The sequence below is a fragment of the Pseudomonas lopnurensis genome (assembly GCF_015070855.1).
GTDB lineage: Bacteria > Pseudomonadota > Gammaproteobacteria > Pseudomonadales > Pseudomonadaceae > Stutzerimonas > Stutzerimonas lopnurensis.
Map to the genome: position 1 here is coordinate 31,802 of NZ_JADDIX010000072.1, position 16,444 is coordinate 48,245.

General features: G+C 66.4%; 12 protein-coding genes. 6 read left to right on the forward strand and 6 right to left on the reverse strand.

From position 1 onward, the window contains the following. Window position 1 precedes the first annotated feature (1 nt). The gene (locus IN820_RS14840) at window positions 2-1,534 is read right to left on the reverse strand and encodes an alpha-amylase family glycosyl hydrolase (protein WP_193681702.1); all 1,533 of its coding nucleotides are present in this window, start codon (window positions 1,532-1,534) and stop codon (window positions 2-4) included. A 294-nt stretch (window positions 1,535-1,828) separates the two neighbouring features. Here IN820_RS14840 and gap point away from each other — a divergent pair, with 294 nt between their 5' ends. From gap to IN820_RS14865, 5 genes are all read left to right on the forward strand, one after another. After that, window positions 1,829-2,842: a type I glyceraldehyde-3-phosphate dehydrogenase gene (gene gap, locus IN820_RS14845; protein ID WP_193681703.1), complete on the forward strand. Its 1,014-nt coding sequence runs from the start codon at window positions 1,829-1,831 to the stop codon at window positions 2,840-2,842. After that, complete coding sequence (locus tag IN820_RS14850; RefSeq protein ID WP_193681704.1) at window positions 2,839-3,459, forward strand: cyclodeaminase/cyclohydrolase family protein; 621 nt, start codon at window positions 2,839-2,841, stop codon at window positions 3,457-3,459. Before gap ends, IN820_RS14850 begins: the two co-directional genes overlap by 4 nt. 216 nt (window positions 3,460-3,675) lie before the next feature. Next, window positions 3,676-4,842 (forward strand): iron-containing alcohol dehydrogenase, encoded by a 1,167-nt coding sequence (locus IN820_RS14855; RefSeq protein WP_193681705.1) that lies wholly within the window; start codon window positions 3,676-3,678, stop codon window positions 4,840-4,842. A gap of 4 nt (window positions 4,843-4,846) precedes the next feature. Next, complete coding sequence (locus tag IN820_RS14860) at window positions 4,847-6,349, forward strand: CoA-acylating methylmalonate-semialdehyde dehydrogenase (protein WP_193681706.1); 1,503 nt, start codon at window positions 4,847-4,849, stop codon at window positions 6,347-6,349. 204 nt (window positions 6,350-6,553) lie between these two features. Further along, window positions 6,554-7,342 carry an IclR family transcriptional regulator gene (locus tag IN820_RS14865; RefSeq protein WP_193681707.1) on the forward strand — a complete coding sequence of 263 codons (789 nt, stop codon included), beginning with the start codon at window positions 6,554-6,556 and terminating at the stop codon, window positions 7,340-7,342. A 13-nt stretch (window positions 7,343-7,355) separates the two neighbouring features. On the opposite strand, the gene trhA is transcribed toward IN820_RS14865, so the two are convergent. Further along, on the reverse strand, window positions 7,356-7,973 hold the full coding sequence (trhA, locus tag IN820_RS14870) for a PAQR family membrane homeostasis protein TrhA (RefSeq protein WP_193681708.1): 618 nt from the start codon (window positions 7,971-7,973) through the stop codon (window positions 7,356-7,358). A 179-nt stretch (window positions 7,974-8,152) separates the two neighbouring features. Beyond that, window positions 8,153-10,162, reverse strand: a complete 2,010-nt coding sequence (gene rep / locus IN820_RS14875) for a DNA helicase Rep (RefSeq protein ID WP_193681709.1) — start codon at window positions 10,160-10,162, stop codon at window positions 8,153-8,155. Between the two features lie 230 nt (window positions 10,163-10,392). Between rep and IN820_RS14880 the strand changes: the two genes are divergently transcribed. After that, window positions 10,393-12,027, forward strand: coding sequence for a putative bifunctional diguanylate cyclase/phosphodiesterase (locus tag IN820_RS14880; RefSeq protein WP_193681730.1), 1,635 nt, complete (start codon window positions 10,393-10,395; stop codon window positions 12,025-12,027). A 36-nt stretch (window positions 12,028-12,063) separates the two neighbouring features. On the opposite strand, the gene IN820_RS14885 is transcribed toward IN820_RS14880, so the two are convergent. The 3 genes from IN820_RS14885 to IN820_RS14895 all read right to left on the reverse strand — a co-directional run bounded on the left by IN820_RS14885 (window position 12,064) and on the right by IN820_RS14895 (window position 16,205). After that, window positions 12,064-14,040, reverse strand: coding sequence for a BCCT family transporter (locus tag IN820_RS14885; RefSeq protein WP_193681710.1), 1,977 nt, complete (start codon window positions 14,038-14,040; stop codon window positions 12,064-12,066). A 364-nt stretch (window positions 14,041-14,404) separates the two neighbouring features. Continuing rightward, window positions 14,405-15,907, reverse strand: a complete 1,503-nt coding sequence (locus IN820_RS14890) for a YifB family Mg chelatase-like AAA ATPase (protein ID WP_193681711.1) — start codon at window positions 15,905-15,907, stop codon at window positions 14,405-14,407. 34 nt (window positions 15,908-15,941) lie between these two features. Beyond that, the gene (locus IN820_RS14895; RefSeq protein WP_193681712.1) at window positions 15,942-16,205 is read right to left on the reverse strand and encodes an accessory factor UbiK family protein; all 264 of its coding nucleotides are present in this window, start codon (window positions 16,203-16,205) and stop codon (window positions 15,942-15,944) included. Window positions 16,206-16,444 lie beyond the last annotated feature (239 nt).

Consider the following 16,444-nt stretch of genomic DNA (forward strand, 5'->3'; position numbering starts at 1 on the left):
TTCAGTTTTCCTTCGGACAGAGGAGCACGGCCTGGCCGGGAGCCAGTTCACCGGAGTAGGGCCGGTCTTCGCCCTGGCCGTCACTGGCGACCTGGACCTGCCAGGCGCCGTTGAGCGGGCAGGCGTGGGCCTGGTCGACGAAATTGATGCAGACGATGCGCACGTCGTCGCCCAGCTCGCGGCGATAGGCGAGCACTTGCGGATGCGACGGCAGCTCTTCCCAGCGGCCGTGGCGCAGGGCGGGGCTGGCCTTGCGCGCGGCGATCAGCCGGCGATAGAGGGCGAAGGTGGAGCCGACGGCCCGATACTGGCGTTCGGCGGCCCGCTCGTCGGCGTCGGGCGCGAACGGCAGCCATGGCGTGTCGCCCCAGCCATGCGGCGGTTCGGCGAGCCAGGGCAGCGGTGCGCGGCAGCCGTCACGGCCGCCGGGATCGACCTGGTCGTCCGGGGTGATCACGGCGTCCTCCAGGCCCAGTTCTTCGCCCTGGTAGAGGAACGGCGTGCCGCGCAGGGTCATCAGCAGGACGGCGGCGGCATGGGCGCTGCGCAGCGAGCCCTGATAGCGGCTGCGCTGGCGGCGGTTGTCATGGTTGGACAGCACCCAGGTCGGCCAGGCACCGGCCGGCTCCAGCAACTGCTCGACGTCGCGGATGCAGGTGCGGAACATCACCGGGTCCCAAGGCGCGTCCAGCGGGGTGAAGTTGAACGACATGTGCAGCTCGTCGCCGGCGCCGTAGTACTGCAGGATGCGTTCGGTGGAACGGATGTTCACCTCGCCCACCAGCACACGGTTGCCGGGGTAGCTGTCGACGAGCTTGCGGATGCCGCGCAGCACTTCGTGGCTGTAGGGCTGGTCGTTGAAGTCGGCCAGCGGCTCGCCGGCCAGGCAGCGTTGGTCGTCGGCAAAGCTCGGGTCCTTGCCGGTGCAGTGGATGACGTCGATGCGAAAGCCGTCGACGCCGCGCTCGAGCCAGAAGCGCAGCACGCCGTGCATCGCCTCGATCACCTCCGGGTTGCGCCAGTTCAGGTCCGGTTGCTGCGGCAGGAACAGGTGCAGGTAGTACTGCTGGGTGTGCTCGTCCCAGGTCCAGGCACTGCCGGCGTTGAGCTGGGCGCGCCAGTTGTTCGGCTGGTCGCGCCAGATGTACCAGTCGCGCTTGGGATTGTCCCGCGCGCTGCGCGACTCGATGAACCAGGGGTGCTGGTCCGACGTATGGTTGGGCACGAAGTCCAGCAGCACGCGGATGCAGCGGGCGTGGGCCTCGGCGATCAGCCGGTCGATGTCGGCCAGCGAGCCGAACAGCGGATCGATGTCGCAGTAGTCGCTGATGTCGTAGCCGGCGTCGATCATCGGCGAGCGGAACACCGGCGACAGCCACAGCGCATCGACGCCCAACTGCTGGAGATGATCGAGGTGGCGCAGCACGCCTTCGAGGTCGCCGACGCCGTCGCCATTGCTGTCGGCGAACGAGCGTGGGTAGATCTGGTAGACGGTGGCACCTTTCCACCATGGCAGTTGGGTTGGTTCGCTCATGCTCGGCTCCCGGTCGGTTCTGGCTGGTCGTGGGCGACACCCCGTGCAGTTTACGACTGACGCGAGGCGTTCGGGTTCGCCGTTTTCGCTCACTCTGCGCCAACCCTCTGCGAGAAGCGCTCCGCCAGCGAAACGTCCGGATGCGTAGACAGAAAATGGGCTTCATGCGATCGCTCTGCCATCCGACCCGTATCAATCCGGCCGGCGGTGCATGCGTCAGACTGAACACGGGCGGCGATACTCCGCCTAAGCTAAGGCCTACTGCCTTTTCACTCACCCCTTCCGGAGAACGCCATGCTGCGTATTGCCATCAATGGGTACGGCCGTATCGGCCGTACCGTCCTGCGCGCGCTGTTCGAACGTGGGCTGGACAACCAGATCCACATCGAAGCCATCAACGACCTCAGCGAGACCGCCACCATGGCGCACCTGACCCGCTTCGATTCGACCTTCGGTCGTTTCCATGGCCAGGTCGACGTGCACGACGACATCCTGCAGATCCGTGGGCAGTCGATCCGCCTGCTCTGCGAGCGCGACGCCAGCAAGTTGCCGTGGAAGGAGCTGGGCGTGGACGTGGTGCTGGAGTGCTCGGGCAAGTTCAAGAAGCGCGAACTGGCCGAGCAGCATCTGCAGGCCGGCGCCGCGCGGGTATTCGCTTCGCATCCGCTGGACGGGGCCGACCTGACCGTGGTCTACGGCGTCAATCATGAGCTGCTCGGCAGTCAGCGGGTGATCTCCAATGCTTCCTGCACCACCAATTGCCTGGCGCCGCTGGCCAAGGTGCTGCATCAGGCGGTCGGCATCCGCCAGGGGCTGCTCAATACCGTGCACTCTTATACCAACGACCAGAGCCTGCTGGACAAGGCGCACAAGGATCTCTATCGCGCTCGCGCGGCGGCACTGTCGATGATCCCCTCGACCACTGGCGCGGCCAAGGCCATCGGTCTGGTGCTGCCAGAGCTGGCCGGGCGTCTGGACGGGCTGTCGGTGCGCGTGCCGACGCCGAACGTTTCGCTGGTGGACCTGACCTTCACCGCCGAGCGGCCGCCGGCCAGCGTCGAGGCGCTCAACCAGATGCTCCGCGAAGGCGCGCGGCAGATGCCGACCGGCGTCATGGAGTGCAACGAACTGCCGCTGGTCTCCAGCGATTTCAATGGCTATCCGATCTCCTGCGTCGCCGATCTCAACCATACCCGCGTGCAGGGCGATCTGGTCAAGGTGCTGGCCTGGTACGACAACGAGTGGGCCTTCTCCCACCGCATGCTCGACGTACTGCTGAGCTGGGATGCACTGCACTCGGCCGGATGAGCGCGACCGCCGGGCCCGGCGCGGACACGGGACTATGGGGGCTGAGCCTCGCGCAGTTTCGCGAGGGCATTGCCAACCGCGCGACGCCGGGCTGCGGCGCGGCGGCCGCGGTGGCCGCGGATTTCGGCCTGGCGCTGGTGGTCAAGGCGTTGCGGGTCAGCGCGGACCGCGAAGGCAACGGCGAGCGCACCGAGCTGCTGCGTGATGCCCGAGCATTGCTGGGGCGGCCGGGTGCCTTTGCCGACGACGACGTGCAGGCCTTCAGTGGGTACCTGCAGGCCGGTCGCGATGGACCGGAGCAACTGCAGGCCGCCTCGCGCCAGGCCTGTGCCGTGCCGCTGGCCACTGCGCATGCCTGCGTCGAGGCGCTGATGATCGCCGAGCGCGCCTGGCCGCAGGTGCTGCCGATGCTGCGCTGCGATGTGCAGGCTGGCGTGCTGCTGATCGGCGCCGCCGCCGCGGCGGTGCTGCTCAATGTCGACGCCGATCTCGGCGGGCTGGATGATCCTGCCGCCCGTGCCGAGGTGCGCGCGGCGCGCCAGCGCTTGCAGGGCCAGGTTGACCGGCGGCTCGCCCGGTTGGCGGAGCTGGCGCAAGGCGCGGCTCGGCATTGCTGAAAACCTTCGTTCGGTCGCGAGAGCCCTGTCCGTGCCGCCTGGCGCACGGTACGCCTGAGCTGAATCGGTGATTGCGTTCATTGAGACGAAAAGTCTCGATTTGTGGTTGACGCGGGCCGTCTATACTTTCTACTCTTCGGAAACGATAGTGAGACTACAGGTCTCAAAATAAGAAAGCTGCCGTGCCACAGGCAGCCTTACTCGGAGAGTGCTCCCATGAGTCATCGCATCGTTCTGCCGCGCCTGATGGAAGTCGGCGCCGGCGCCAGCCAGCAACTCGCCCGCGTGCTGAAGGAATTGGGTTGCAGCCGCCCGCTGATCGTCACCGACCGCATGATGGTCGAACTGGGCTACGTCGCCCGCATTGCCGGACAACTGGAGGAGGCCGGCATCGCCAGCCAGTGCTTCGCCGATACCCTGCCCGAACCCACCGCCGCGTCGATTCATGCCGGCGTCGAGATGGTCCGCGAGGGCGACTTCGACTCCATCGTCGCCCTCGGCGGCGGCAGTCCGATCGACTCGGCCAAGGCCATCGGCATCCTCGGCAAGTTCGGCGGCGAGATGCGCGACTACCGCTTCCCGCGCGACGTCAGCGAGGCCGGCCTGCCGCTGGTCGCCATCCCCACCACGGCCGGCACCGGCTCGGAGGCGACCCGCTTCACCATCATCACCGACGAGACCAGCGACGAGAAAATGCTCTGCGCCGGCCTCGGCTTCATGCCCATCGCCGCGCTGATCGACTACGAGCTGACCCTGTCGCTGCCAGCGCGCGTCACCGCCGACACCGGCATCGACGCCCTGACCCATGCCATCGAGGCCTATGTCAGCCGCAAGGCCAGCCTCTACAGCGACGCCCAGGCGCTGGAGGCCATGCGCCTGCTCGGGCCCAACCTGCGCAAAGCGTTCCACGAGCCGGGCAACCGCGCGGCACGCGAGGCGATGATGCTCGGCTCGAACCTGGCCGGCATCGCCTTCTCCAACGCCTCGGTGGCGCTGGTGCACGGCATGAGCCGGCCGATCGGCGCCTTCTTCCATGTGCCGCACGGCCTGTCCAACGCCATGCTGCTGCCGGCGATCACCGCATTCTCCATTCCCGCCGCGGCCGAGCGCTACGCCGACTGCGCCCGGGCCATGGGCGTCGCCGCCGAAGGCGACAGTGTCGAGGCAGCGAACGACAAGCTGCTGACCGAGCTGCGCGCCTTGAACACGGAGCTCAAGGTACCGAGCCCCGCGCAGTTCGGCATTGAACGCGCGCGCTTCTTCGAGCTGCGCGAAACCATGGCCCGTCAGGCCCTGGCCTCGGGCTCGCCGGGCAACAACCCGCGCGTGCCCACGGAAGCGGAAATCATCGACCTCTACGAAACCGTCTGGAACCAGGAGTGACCCCATGCAGACCCTCGGCAACCTGATCAACAACGAGGCCGTCGCTGGCCGCTCCGAGCGCCACGCGACCGTCTACAACCCGGCCACCGGCGAGCCGCGCCTGTACGTTTCGCTGTCGTCGGCGGACGAAACCCGCGAAGCCATCGCCGCCGCCCAGGCCGCCTTCGAAAGCTGGTCGAAGACGCCGCCGCTGGTTCGTGCCCGTGTCATGTTCCGCTTCAAGGCGCTGCTCGAAGCGCGTCGCGACGAGGTTGCACGGCTGATCACCAGCGAGCATGGCAAGGTCTTCTCCGATGCCCAGGGCGAAGTCACCCGCGGGCTGGAGGTCGTCGAGTTCGCCTGCGGCATCCCGCACCTGCTCAAGGGCGAGTTCTCCTCCAACGTCGGTCGCGACATCGATTCCAACTCACTGATGCAGCCGCTGGGTGTCTGCGCCGGCATCACCCCGTTCAACTTCCCGGCCATGGTGCCGCTGTGGATGCTGCCGGTGGCCATCGCCTGCGGCAATACCTTCGTCCTCAAGCCGTCGGAGAAGGATCCGAGCGCGACCATGCTGCTCGGCGAACTGCTCACCGAAGCCGGGCTGCCGGCCGGCGTGCTGAACATCGTCAACGGCGACAAGGAAGCGGTGGACGTGCTGCTGACCGACGAGCGCGTACAGTCGGTGAGCTTCGTCGGCTCGACGCCGATCGCCGAATACATCTACAAGACCGCCTCGGCCCACGGCAAGCGCTGCCAGGCCCTCGGCGGGGCGAAGAACCATATGGTGATCATGCCCGACGCCGATCCACAGCAGGTGGTCAGCTCGCTGATGGGCGCGGCCTACGGCTCGGCCGGCGAGCGCTGCATGGCGATTTCCGTGGCCGTTTGCGTCGGCGACGAGGTGGCGGACAAGCTGGTCGGCATGCTCAAGGACGAGATCGGCCAGATGCGCACCGGCCCCGGCCTGGGCGTCGAGCCCGAACCGCACATGGGCCCGCTGGTCACCCGCGAGCATCAGCAGAAGGTCAGCGGTTACATCGACCTTGGCGTTGAAGAGGGCGCGACGCTGGTCTGCGACGGCCGCGGCTTCAAGGTCCAGGGCTACGAGAACGGCTTCTACGTCGGCCCGACGCTGTTCGACCACGTCACGCCGCAGATGCGCATCTATCAGGAAGAAATCTTCGGCCCGGTGCTGGTCGTGGTGCGGGTCGATTCGTTCGACGACGCGCTGAAGCTGGTCAACGACCACGAATACGGCAACGGCACCTCGATCTTCACCCGCGATGGCGATACCGCGCGGCAGTACGAGGAGAACGTCAAGGTCGGCATGGTCGGCGTCAACGTGCCGATCCCGGTGCCGATGGCCTTCCACTGCTTCGGTGGCTGGAAGCGCTCGATCTTCGGCCCGCTGAACATGCACGGCCCGGACGGGGTGCGCTTCTTCACCCGGATGAAGACGGTGACCCGGCGCTGGCCCACCGGTATCCGCGCGGGGGCGGATTTCTCCATGCCGACCATGAAGTAGGTCCCGGCGTTCCCACCGGACCGACCTCGTTCCGTAGGGTGGGCTTCAGCCCACCAAGGGGCGCCCACCCCATGGCTTGGCGGCTGTGCTGTGAGGGTGGGCTTCAGCCCACCAGTGCGGCAGCGGTCCAGCCGGTCTCATGCCGCCAGCGATACACTGTGACTTTCCGCAAGCCGCTCTTATCCATCAACGACAAGGCAGACGATGCGCAGCACTCCTCGCGAAAAGGGCTCCTCCATCACCCGCGTGCTGGAAATCATCGAGGCGGTGGCCGCGGCGAAGGAGCCGCTCAGCCCGACCGCCCTGGCCGAGCGCCTGGACATTCCCAAGGCCAGCGCACACCGGCTGGTGCAGACGCTGGAAAAGGAGGGCTTCCTGCAGTTCGGCTTGCGCGGCGGTCTGCTGCCCGGCGAGCGGCTGCACGCCACGGCGCTGAACATCCTGCGCAGCAGCCGACACAAGGCCCTGCGCCAGGCGATCCTGCGCCAGCTGTCCGAGGCCATCGGCGAAACCTGTGGTCTGGCGATTCCGGACGGGCTGGACATGCTCTATTTCGACCGGGTGCAGACCAACTGGCCGCTGCAGATCAATCTGGCCATCGGCAGCCATACGCCGCTCTGGTGCACGGCCAGCGGCAAGCTCTACCTTGCCTCGCTGCCTCCGGAACAGCTGGAGCGGGTGCTGCCGCGCCTGTCGATCCAGCGTCTGGCGCGCAATACCCTGACTGACCTCGGCGCGCTGCGCGACGACCTCGCGCGGGTACGCGAAGAGGCGCTGGGCACCGACACGGAAGAATTCATCGACGGCATGGTCGCCTGTGCGGTGCCGGTGCGCGACGCGCGCGGAGAACTGCTGGCCTGCCTGTTCAGCCATGCGCCGGTGATCCGCTGCTCGATGGCGCAGTTGCTCGAATTCGTGCCGCAGATGCGCGCGGCGGCCAGGGAGCTGGAGGCGGTGCTCGGCAGCGCGGCGCCGCTGGACGGGCCACGCTGAGAGCAGCTCTGGGTCAGATCACGTAGAACAGAATCGCGATGAAATGCAGCAGGCTGCCGGCCATCACGAACAGGTGCCAGATGCCGTGCCAGTGACGGAAGCGGTCGTCGAAGACGAAGAACAGGATGCCAACCGTATAACAGATGCCGCCGGCCAGCAGCCAGGCGAAGCCGGCGCCACCCAATGCAGCCAGTAGTGGCTTGACCGCCACCAGCACGATCCAGCCCATCACCGCATAGATCACCAGTGACAGCACGCGTGCTTCCGAGCGCGGCTTGATCTCCTGCAGCATGCCGATCACCGCCAGGCTCCAGACGATGCCGAACAGCGTCCAGCCCCAGGCGCCGTTCAGCGTCACCAGGCAGAACGGCGTGTAGCTGCCGGCGATCAACAGGTAGATCGACAGATGATCGAGCTTGCGCATGACCAACTTGGTTCGCCCGCGCAGGCTGTGATAGAGCGTGGAGATGCTGTAGAGCAGGATCAGGCTGAGGCCGTAGATCGCCACGCTGACGATCTTCAGCACCGCGCCGTCGAGCGCGGCGAGCACCAGCAGCCAGATGGCGCCCAGGCACGCCAGCACGGCACCGACCAGGTGCGTCCAGGCATTGAAGCGTTCGCCGTGATACATCGAGTCCCTCCCGAACATGCGATCAGTCAAGCATGCCGCGCTTGGGCTGCGGGATACAAACAGACCGCTGATTGAAGGTTTCAGGCGTAGGGCGGGTTGCAACCCGCCGAGTGGGGCAGGCATCTCGCACGCCTGGCGGGTTTCACCCGCCCTACGTTTCCCCCAGCCTCCAGCTGCCTTCAGCGCTTCAGCATCGCCCGCATCGCCGCCAGCGCGTCGTTGCCGCGCGCGGCCTTGACCTCCACCGGGGCGTCCTCCTGGCCTTCCCATTCCAGGTCTTCCGGTGGCAGTTCGTCGAGGAAGCGGCTGGGCAGGCATTCGATGATCTCGCCGTACTGCTTGCGTTTGGCGGCGAAGGTCATCGCCAGGTTCTGTCGCGCGCGGGTGATGCCGACATAGGCCAGGCGGCGCTCTTCCTCGATGGTGTCGGCCTCGATGCTGGAGCGGTGCGGGAGGATTTCCTCCTCCATGCCGAGGATGAACACATAGGGGAATTCCAGGCCCTTGGAAGCGTGCAGGGTCATCATCTGCACGCCTTCGGCGCCTTCTTCCTCTTCCTGCTGGCGTTCGAGCATGTCGCGCAGCACCAGCTTGGCGATGGCCTGCTCGATGGTCATGTCACCGTCCTCGTCCTTCTCCAGGGTGTTCTTCAGCGCGTCGATGAGGAACCAGACATTGCCCATGCGAAAATCCGCGGCCTTGTCGCTGGAAGTCTGCGAGCGCACCCAGGTCTCGTAGTCGATGTCCATCACCATGCTGCGCAGGGCGGCGATGGGGTCGCTCTGCGCGCACTGCTGGCGCAGGTTGTCCATGTAGCGCTTGAAGCGCGCCAGGCGATCGGTGAAGCGGGTGTCCAGATGTTCGGCCAGGCCGATCTCGTCGCAGGCGGCGTACATGCTGATCTTGCGCGCCGTGGCGTAGTTGCCGAGCTTTTCCAGGGTGGTGGAGCCGATCTCGCGGCGCGGCACGTTGATCACCCGCAGGAAGGCGTTATCGTCGTCCGGATTGACCAGCAGGCGGAAATAGCTCATCAGGTCCTTGACCTCCTGGCGGGCGAAGAAGCTGGTGCCGCCGGACAGCCGATAGGGGATCTGGTGGTGCTGCAGCTTCAACTCGATCAGCTTGGCCTGGTAGTTGCCGCGGTAAAGGATGGCGAAGTCGCTGTAGGGCCGCTGGGTCTTGAGGTGCAGGGTGAGAATTTCCACCGCCACCCGCTCGGCCTCGGCTTCCTCGTTGCGACAGCGGATCACGCGGATCGGGTCGCCGTGCCCCATTTCCGACCACAGCTGCTTCTCGAAGGCGTGCGGGTTGTTGGCGATCAGGATGTTGGCGCACTTGAGGATGCGGCTGGTGGAGCGATAGTTCTGCTCGAGCATCACCACCTTCAGCGAGGGAAAGTCTTCCTTGAGCTGCATCAGGTTCTCCGGCCGCGCGCCGCGCCAGGCATAGATCGACTGGTCGTCGTCGCCGACCACGGTGAAGTGCGCGCGCTCCTGCACCAGCAGCTTGACCAGCAGGTACTGGCTGGCGTTGGTGTCCTGGTATTCGTCCACCAGCATGTAGCGCACCTTGTTGCGCCACTTCTCCAGCACCTCGGGGTGGTCCTGGAACAGCTTCACCGGCTGCAGGATCAGGTCGTCGAAATCCACCGCGTTGTACGCCTTGAGGGTGCGCTGGTAGTGCGTGTAGACGATGGCCGCGGTCTGTTCCTTGGGATTGCGCGCCTCGGCCAGGGCCTGTTCCGGCAGGATCAGGTCGTTCTTCCAGTTACCGATGTAGCCCTTGATCTCGTCGACGCCATCGTCGCCCGAGTATTCCTTCTGCATGATGTCGGTCAGCAGCGCCTTGATGTCGCCCTCGTCGAAGATCGAGAAGCCCGGCTTGTAGCCGAGCCTGGCACATTCCTTGCGGATGATGTTCAGGCCCAGGTTGTGGAAGGTCGACACGGTCAGCCCCTTGCCTTCGCCGCCGCGCAGCAGGCTGCCGACGCGCTCCTTCATCTCGCGGGCGGCCTTGTTGGTGAAGGTCACGGCGACGATGTACTGCGCGCGGATGCCGCACTGCTGGATCAGGTAGGCGATCTTGCGGGTGATCACGCTGGTCTTGCCGGAGCCGGCGCCGGCGAGCACCAGCATGGGGCCGCCGACGTAGTTCACGGCTTCCTGTTGCCGAGGGTTGAGTCGGGACATGTCGTTCAGGTCGTTCGAAGCGGGGGCGGGAGTTTAACAGGCTGGTCGCCTTTGCCGGTCGGCCATCGATCAAGAAACCGCCGATCGTCGCCTGTGGGCCCGTTAGTCTTGTCGGCGCGTTGCAGGATGCGATTATCCACGCGCATAGGGATATGTTGAACCATGGGGGCGTAACACACGCCTCGAACATATCGAGTTCCGGAGGCTGTTTGCCAGCGCCCGTCCAATCCATGCCGCTGTTGCTGCTGGCCGAACGGCCCGAATGGGCCGGGCGGCTGCGTGCCTGCCTGCAGGCCTCGCACAGCGCACAGCCATTGATCGTCGAGCCGGACTGGGAAACGGCCAGCGCGCATCTCGAAGGCCCCTGCCTGCTGCTGGCCACACCCGGGCGCCGGCCACCTCCCGGGCGCTGTCCCTGGCCGCTGATCCTGCTGCTGGACGAGGAGCCCCGGGAACCCCCGGAAGGCGCGGTCGACTGGCTGGTGGCCGACCAGCTCAGCCCCGAGGTGCTGCGCCGCTGCCTGCGCTATCTGCGCGAGCGCTGCAACCTGCAGGGCACCCTGCAGCGCCTCGCCGAGCAGGACCCGCATACCGGCATCGCCAACCGCCAGGGCTTCCAGGCGCTGCTGCTCAATGCGCTGGCCGAGCACCAGGGCCATGGGCTGGTACTCGGCTATCTGGATATGGACAATTTCCGCCACGTCAACGACGCGCTCGGCCACCAGGCCGGCGATCGCCTGATCCTGCAGGTGGTGGCGCGGCTCAAGGCACAGCTGGAGGCCCGCGACCTGCTGGCGCGCCTGGGCGGCGACGAGTTCGCCCTGCTGCTGGATACCCGCGGCGACCCCCGCCGTGCCGAATCGGTCGCCGATCTCGTCGTCGAGGCCCTGGCCGAGCCCTACTGGATCGATGGCGAAAGCCTGATGCTCGGCTGCAGCCTCGGCCTGGCGCGTGCCAGCGCCGGCATCGGTGCCGATCCGCTGCTGTGGAACGCCCAGATCGCCATGCGCCAGGCCAAGGCTGGCCAGGGTTGTACCTGGCATGTCTACGACGAGCGGAGCAACCGCAGTGCGCGCAGCCTGGCCGATCAGGAGGGCGAGCTGCGCCGGGCGCTGCGCCGCGGCGAGCTGGAGCTGCACTACCAGCCACGGTTGTGCCTGGCGAGCGGCCGCATCGTCGGGTTCGAGGCGCTGGTGCGCTGGGTGCATCCCGAGCGCGGCCTGCTGGGCCCGGATGCGTTCATCCCCATGGCCGAAGAGAGCGGGCTGATCGTGCCGCTGGGCTACTGGGTGATCGCCCGCGCGCTGCGCGACCTGCACTGCCTGCATGCGCACGGTGCGGATGCGCTGCACATGGCGGTCAACCTGTCGTTCCGCCAGTTCCAGGACAGCCAGTTGCTGCCGACCCTCAACCGGCTGATCGACGAATGCGCCATCGACCCGCACTGGCTGGAGTTCGAGCTTACCGAAACCGCGGTGATGCGCCGCAGCGAGCAGGTCCAGCAGACCATGCAGGCCCTCGGCCGGCTCGGCGTGCGTTTCTCGCTGGACGACTTCGGGACGGGCTTTTCCTCGTTCGTGCATCTTTCCACCCTGCCGATCACCCTGCTGAAGATCGACAAGAGCTTCGTCGCCGACATGGTCATGCGCCCCGAGAAACTGCAACTGGTGCAGGCGATGGTCGGCCTGGTGCACAACCTGAATCTGGAGGTGGTCGCCGAAGGGGTGGAAACCGCCGAGCAGCTCGACCTGCTGCGGCGCTTCGGCGTCCAGCAGGTGCAGGGCTACCTGGTCAGCCGGCCGCTGCCGCTGGCCGAGCTGATGGCGTTCATGCAGGTCGAGCAGCGCGCGGGACAGGCGCACTGACCGGTCCGCCGCGTTCGCGGCAGACCGGTCGACGGTTCAGCGGACCATGTGCAGGAAGTGCATGTGCTTTTCATACTGGCCGAGGATGTCGCTGATCACGTCCTCGCGGCTCCAGCCCATCACGTCGTAGTCCTGGCCGCCTTCCTTGAGATGCACCTCGGCGCGGAAGTACTTGCGCTCCTCGCGCTCGTCATCCTCGCTGCTGGCGGCGACGAAGCTGGGCATCGCATAGGCCCGCGGGCGAACCTCGTAGATGAAGTCCGGTTCGCCCTCGTGGACGATCTCGAAGCGCACACGGCGGTCCTCGCCTTCGTTGATCTCGACGGTGTAACCCTGCTTGCGCATTTCCTCGGCGATGGCCTCGCAGGCCGGATGCACCACTTCGGCGATGAAACGCACCACATGGGCGCGGCGCGGGAACAGCATCAGCGTCCGCAGGCGCCGCTGCCAGCCGCCCTCGCTGCGCGGTGCGCTGGGTGAAGTGCTCAGTGCCTGGTAGCGCAAACCCTGCTTGGTCGCGTCCAGACGCAGCGCCTTGAGCAAGCCCCACATCGAGCAGAGCAGGGCAATGGTGAAGGGCAGGGCGCTGGCGATCGTCGCCGTCTGCAGCGCGGTCAGGCCGTCGGCCAGCAGCAGCGCGATGGCGACACCGCCCATCGATGCCGCCCAGAAGATCCGCTGCCATACCGGCGTGCCCTGTTGGCCGCCGGAGGCGAGCATGTCCACCACCAGCGCACCGGAGTCGGCCGAGGTGACGAAGAACACCACCACCATGACGATGGCGACCAGCGATATCAGCGCCGAGAAGGGGAAATGCTCGAGGAAGGCGAACAGTGCCAGCGAGCTGTCGCGCTCGATGGCTTCGCCGAGGCTGCTGACGTGCTCCCAGAGGATCATGTGGATCGCGGTATCGCCGAATACGGTCATCCACAGCAGGGTGAACGCGGTCGGCACCAGCAGCACGCCGGTGACGAACTCGCGAATCGTCCGTCCGCGGGAAATCCGCGCGATGAACAGCCCGACGAAGGGCGACCAGGCCAGCCACCAGCCCCAGTAGAACAGGGTCCAGCCGCCGATCCAGTCGTTCGGCTCGTAGGCGTAGAGGTTGAAGGTCTTGTTGACGATGTCCGACAGGTAGCTGCCGGTGTTCTGTACGAAGGTCTGCAGGATGAACACCGTCGGCCCGGCAACCAGCACCAGCAGCAGCAGCAGCGCCGCCAGCGTCAGGTTCAGCTCCGAAAGCCGGCGTACGCCCTTGTCCAGGCCGGTGACGACCGAAACCGTGGCCAGCAGGGTGGTGGCGATGATCAGCCCGATCTGCACCGGCACCGAGATCGGCAAGCCGTAGAGGTGGTTCAGGCCGGTATTGATCTGGGTGACGCCCAGGCCTAGCGAGGTCGCCACGCCCAGCACCGTGCCGATGATGGCGAAGATGTCCACGGCATGCCCGATCGGCCCGTAGATGCGTTCGCCGATCAACGGGTAGAGCGCCGAGCGCAGGGTCAGCGGCAGGCCGTGGCGGTAGGCGAAATAGGCCAGGATCATCGCCACGATGGCGTAGATCGACCAGGCATGCAGGCCCCAGTGGAAGAAGGTGATCTTCATCGCCTCGCGCGCGGCGAGCGTGGTGCCGCCTTCACCGGTCGGTGGCGAGAGGAAGTGCATCACCGGCTCGGCAACGCCGAAGAACATCAGGCCGATGCCCATGCCGGCGGAAAACAGCATGGCGAACCAGGTCAGCGCACTGTAATCCGGCACGCTGTGGTCCGGGCCGAGCTTGATGTCGCCGTAGCGACTGAAGGCCAGCAGCACCACCATCAGCAGGATGATCGCGACGGCGAGGATGTAGAACCAGCTGACATTGGTGATGATCCAGGCCTGTGCGTCATCGAACAGCGTCTGCGCATGGCTCTGGAAGACGATGCTGTAGATCACGAGCGCCAAGATGATCAGGGCCGAGCCGTAGAAGACCGGGGCGTTGAGAGTTGAAATGGAAGACTGTTTTGCCTCCATGCTGCGCTCCTTGAGTGTGTGGCTGGGGAGTGGCCGCCTGTGGCGAAAGGACAGCAATCTAACACAGACTTGGCGCCGGCTCGCCGAGCGGCCGGCCTTGCAGCGCTCGGTACGTGGCGCGAACTGCGCCTGCGGACATGCCGAATGCTGCGGCGGCGGCAGCGGGCGGAGGGGCTCAGGCCTGGCTAGTGGACTGTCTTGGACGTTCGTTTATCCACGCATTGCCGCAGCTCGGGAGACGCGCAAGAGCCTTTCGAGCGTAGGAGCCTGGAGGACGCCTGGTCCTTGCTGGCGATCCCGATCACCCTTGCCGATGATCGCCAGCACGCTGGCGCCTACAACCTAATCCCAGTGAGTTAGCCAACTAACCAGACAGGACACTGGCGGGCCGGTATTGCAGCGCTTCGGCGAGGTGCTGGCGGCCGATTCGGGAGGCTCGTTCGAGGTCGGCGAGGGTGCGCGCAACCTTGAGCAGCCTGTGGGCTGCGCGCAGCGACAGGCCGAGGCGCTCGCAGGCTCGTTCCAACCACAATTGGTCTTCGGCGTTCAACTGGCAGTGGCTGCGCAGGCCGGCAAGGTCGAGAAAGGCGTTGGCGCAGCCCTGGCGGGTCAACTGGAGCTGTCGCGCCCGTGCCACCTCGGCGGCGGCCACTGCGCTGCTTTGCTCGGCTTGCGGCGGTGCGTTGAGCGAGGTGGCTTCGCGGGCGACGGTCAGGTGCAGGTCTATGCGATCGAGCAGCGGGCCGGAGAGCTTGCCGCGGTAGCGCTGGATCTGGTCCGGCGAGCAGCGGCAACGGCCGCTGGGATCGCCGAGGTAGCCGCAGGGGCAGGGATTCATCGCCGCGACCAACTGGAAACGTGCCGGAAAACGCACCTTGTCGCGCGCCCGGGCGATCACGATGCAGCCCGATTCCAGCGGCTCGCGCAGGACCTCGAGGACCTTGCGGTCGAACTCGGGCAGCTCGTCGAGAAACAGCACGCCCTGATGCGCCAGGGTGATCTCGCCCGGTTGCGGGCGACTGCCGCCGCCGACCAGTGCCGGGCCGGATGCACTATGATGGGGCTGGCGGAACGGTCGCTGCGGCCAGTGTTCGAGCGGACTGTGGCTGGCCACCGACTGGATGGCCGCGACCTCCAGCGCTTCCTGTTCGTCCAACGGCGGCAGGAGCCCTGGCAGGCGGCTGGCCAGCAGGGTCTTGCCGGTCCCCGGCGGACCGGAGAACAGCAGGTTGTGCGCGCCGGCCGCGGCGATCAGCAGGCCGCGCTTGGCGGCCTGCTGGCCCTGCACGTCGGCCAGGTCGGGATAGGGCACCACCTGGCGGAGCAGACCCTGCGCCACATGGGGTTGCAGCGGCGTCCCGCCATTGAAATGCGCGGCGACTTCGAGCAGGTGGTCGGCGGCATATACGGTCAGCCCGGAGGCCAGGCTGGCTTCTTCGGCATTGGCGCGCGGCACCAGCAATGCACGCCCCGCGGCGCGCGCGGCGAGCGCGGCCGGCAATACCCCCTGGACCGGCCGAAGCGCGCCGGACAGCGCCAGTTCGCCAAGGCATTCCAGGTCGTCGAGGCGATCGGCCGGCAACTGGCCGCTGGCGGCCAGAATGCCCAGTGCGATGGACAGATCGAAGCGGCCGCCATCCTTGGGCAGATCGGCGGGGGCGAGATTGAGGGTGATGCGCCGCGGCGGAAAGTCGAAACCCGAGGTGAGGATGGCGCTGCGCACGCGGTCCTTGCTTTCCTTGACCGCGGTTTCCGGCAGGCCGACCAGCGCCAGCGATGGCAGGCCGTTGGCCAGATGGGCCTCGACCGTCACCGGCGGGGCTTCGACGCCGACCTGCGCGCGGCTGTGAACTATGGCCAGGGACATTCGATCACTCCTTTGATCGTTGCCGCGGTCCGGTCTATTCGGACGCGGGCGCTGCGAGTTTCTCTTCCAGTTCGGTGACCTTGGCCTCGAGCGCCTCCAGACGGGCGCGCGTGCGGGCGAGCACGACCATCTGGCTGTCGAACTCTTCGCGGCTGACCACATCGAGTTTGCTCAGCGCACTTTGCACCACGGCCTTGAGCCGGGCTTCGAATTCGCCGTGCGGCAGTGGCGTCTCGCCATTGAACAAACGTGAGGCCTGGGAACCGATGGCATCGAGAAAAGCTTTGGGTGGCAACATTGAAAACACCTGCTGTTGAACGGCGCGCAGTGTAGCACGCCGTTTTTTCACGCTTGCCGCGGGAGGCGCGCACAAAGTTTGAGCAGCTGTGGATGTGCAATCGCACTATTTTGGTGCGATTGCGCGTCTTAACCGTTCGTCGGCGCCGCTCCCGCGCCGAAGAGTCCCGTAAAACCGGGCTTTAGGCAAAGCTGGCATCGTTTCTGCTTTATCCCCATCGACGCATGCACCACCGGATT

Bases quoted from the DNA above. Each gene is read 5' to 3' on its own strand.
- IN820_RS14855 (WP_193681705.1), top strand. From the start codon at position 3,676: ATGAGTCATCGCATCGTTCTGCCGCGCCTGATGGAAGTCGGCGCCGGC.
- IN820_RS14890 (WP_193681711.1), bottom strand. From the start codon at position 15,907: ATGTCCCTGGCCATAGTTCACAGCCGCGCGCAGGTCGGCGTCGAAGCC.
- IN820_RS14840 (WP_193681702.1), bottom strand. From the start codon at position 1,534: ATGAGCGAACCAACCCAACTGCCATGGTGGAAAGGTGCCACCGTCTAC.
- IN820_RS14885 (WP_193681710.1), bottom strand. From the start codon at position 14,040: ATGGAGGCAAAACAGTCTTCCATTTCAACTCTCAACGCCCCGGTCTTC.
- rep (WP_193681709.1), bottom strand. From the start codon at position 10,162: ATGTCCCGACTCAACCCTCGGCAACAGGAAGCCGTGAACTACGTCGGC.
- IN820_RS14880 (WP_193681730.1), top strand. From the start codon at position 10,393: ATGCCGCTGTTGCTGCTGGCCGAACGGCCCGAATGGGCCGGGCGGCTG.
- IN820_RS14865 (WP_193681707.1), top strand. From the start codon at position 6,554: ATGCGCAGCACTCCTCGCGAAAAGGGCTCCTCCATCACCCGCGTGCTG.
- IN820_RS14860 (WP_193681706.1), top strand. From the start codon at position 4,847: ATGCAGACCCTCGGCAACCTGATCAACAACGAGGCCGTCGCTGGCCGC.
- IN820_RS14850 (WP_193681704.1), top strand. From the start codon at position 2,839: ATGAGCGCGACCGCCGGGCCCGGCGCGGACACGGGACTATGGGGGCTG.
- gap (WP_193681703.1), top strand. From the start codon at position 1,829: ATGCTGCGTATTGCCATCAATGGGTACGGCCGTATCGGCCGTACCGTC.
- IN820_RS14895 (WP_193681712.1), bottom strand. From the start codon at position 16,205: ATGTTGCCACCCAAAGCTTTTCTCGATGCCATCGGTTCCCAGGCCTCA.
- trhA (WP_193681708.1), bottom strand. From the start codon at position 7,973: ATGTATCACGGCGAACGCTTCAATGCCTGGACGCACCTGGTCGGTGCC.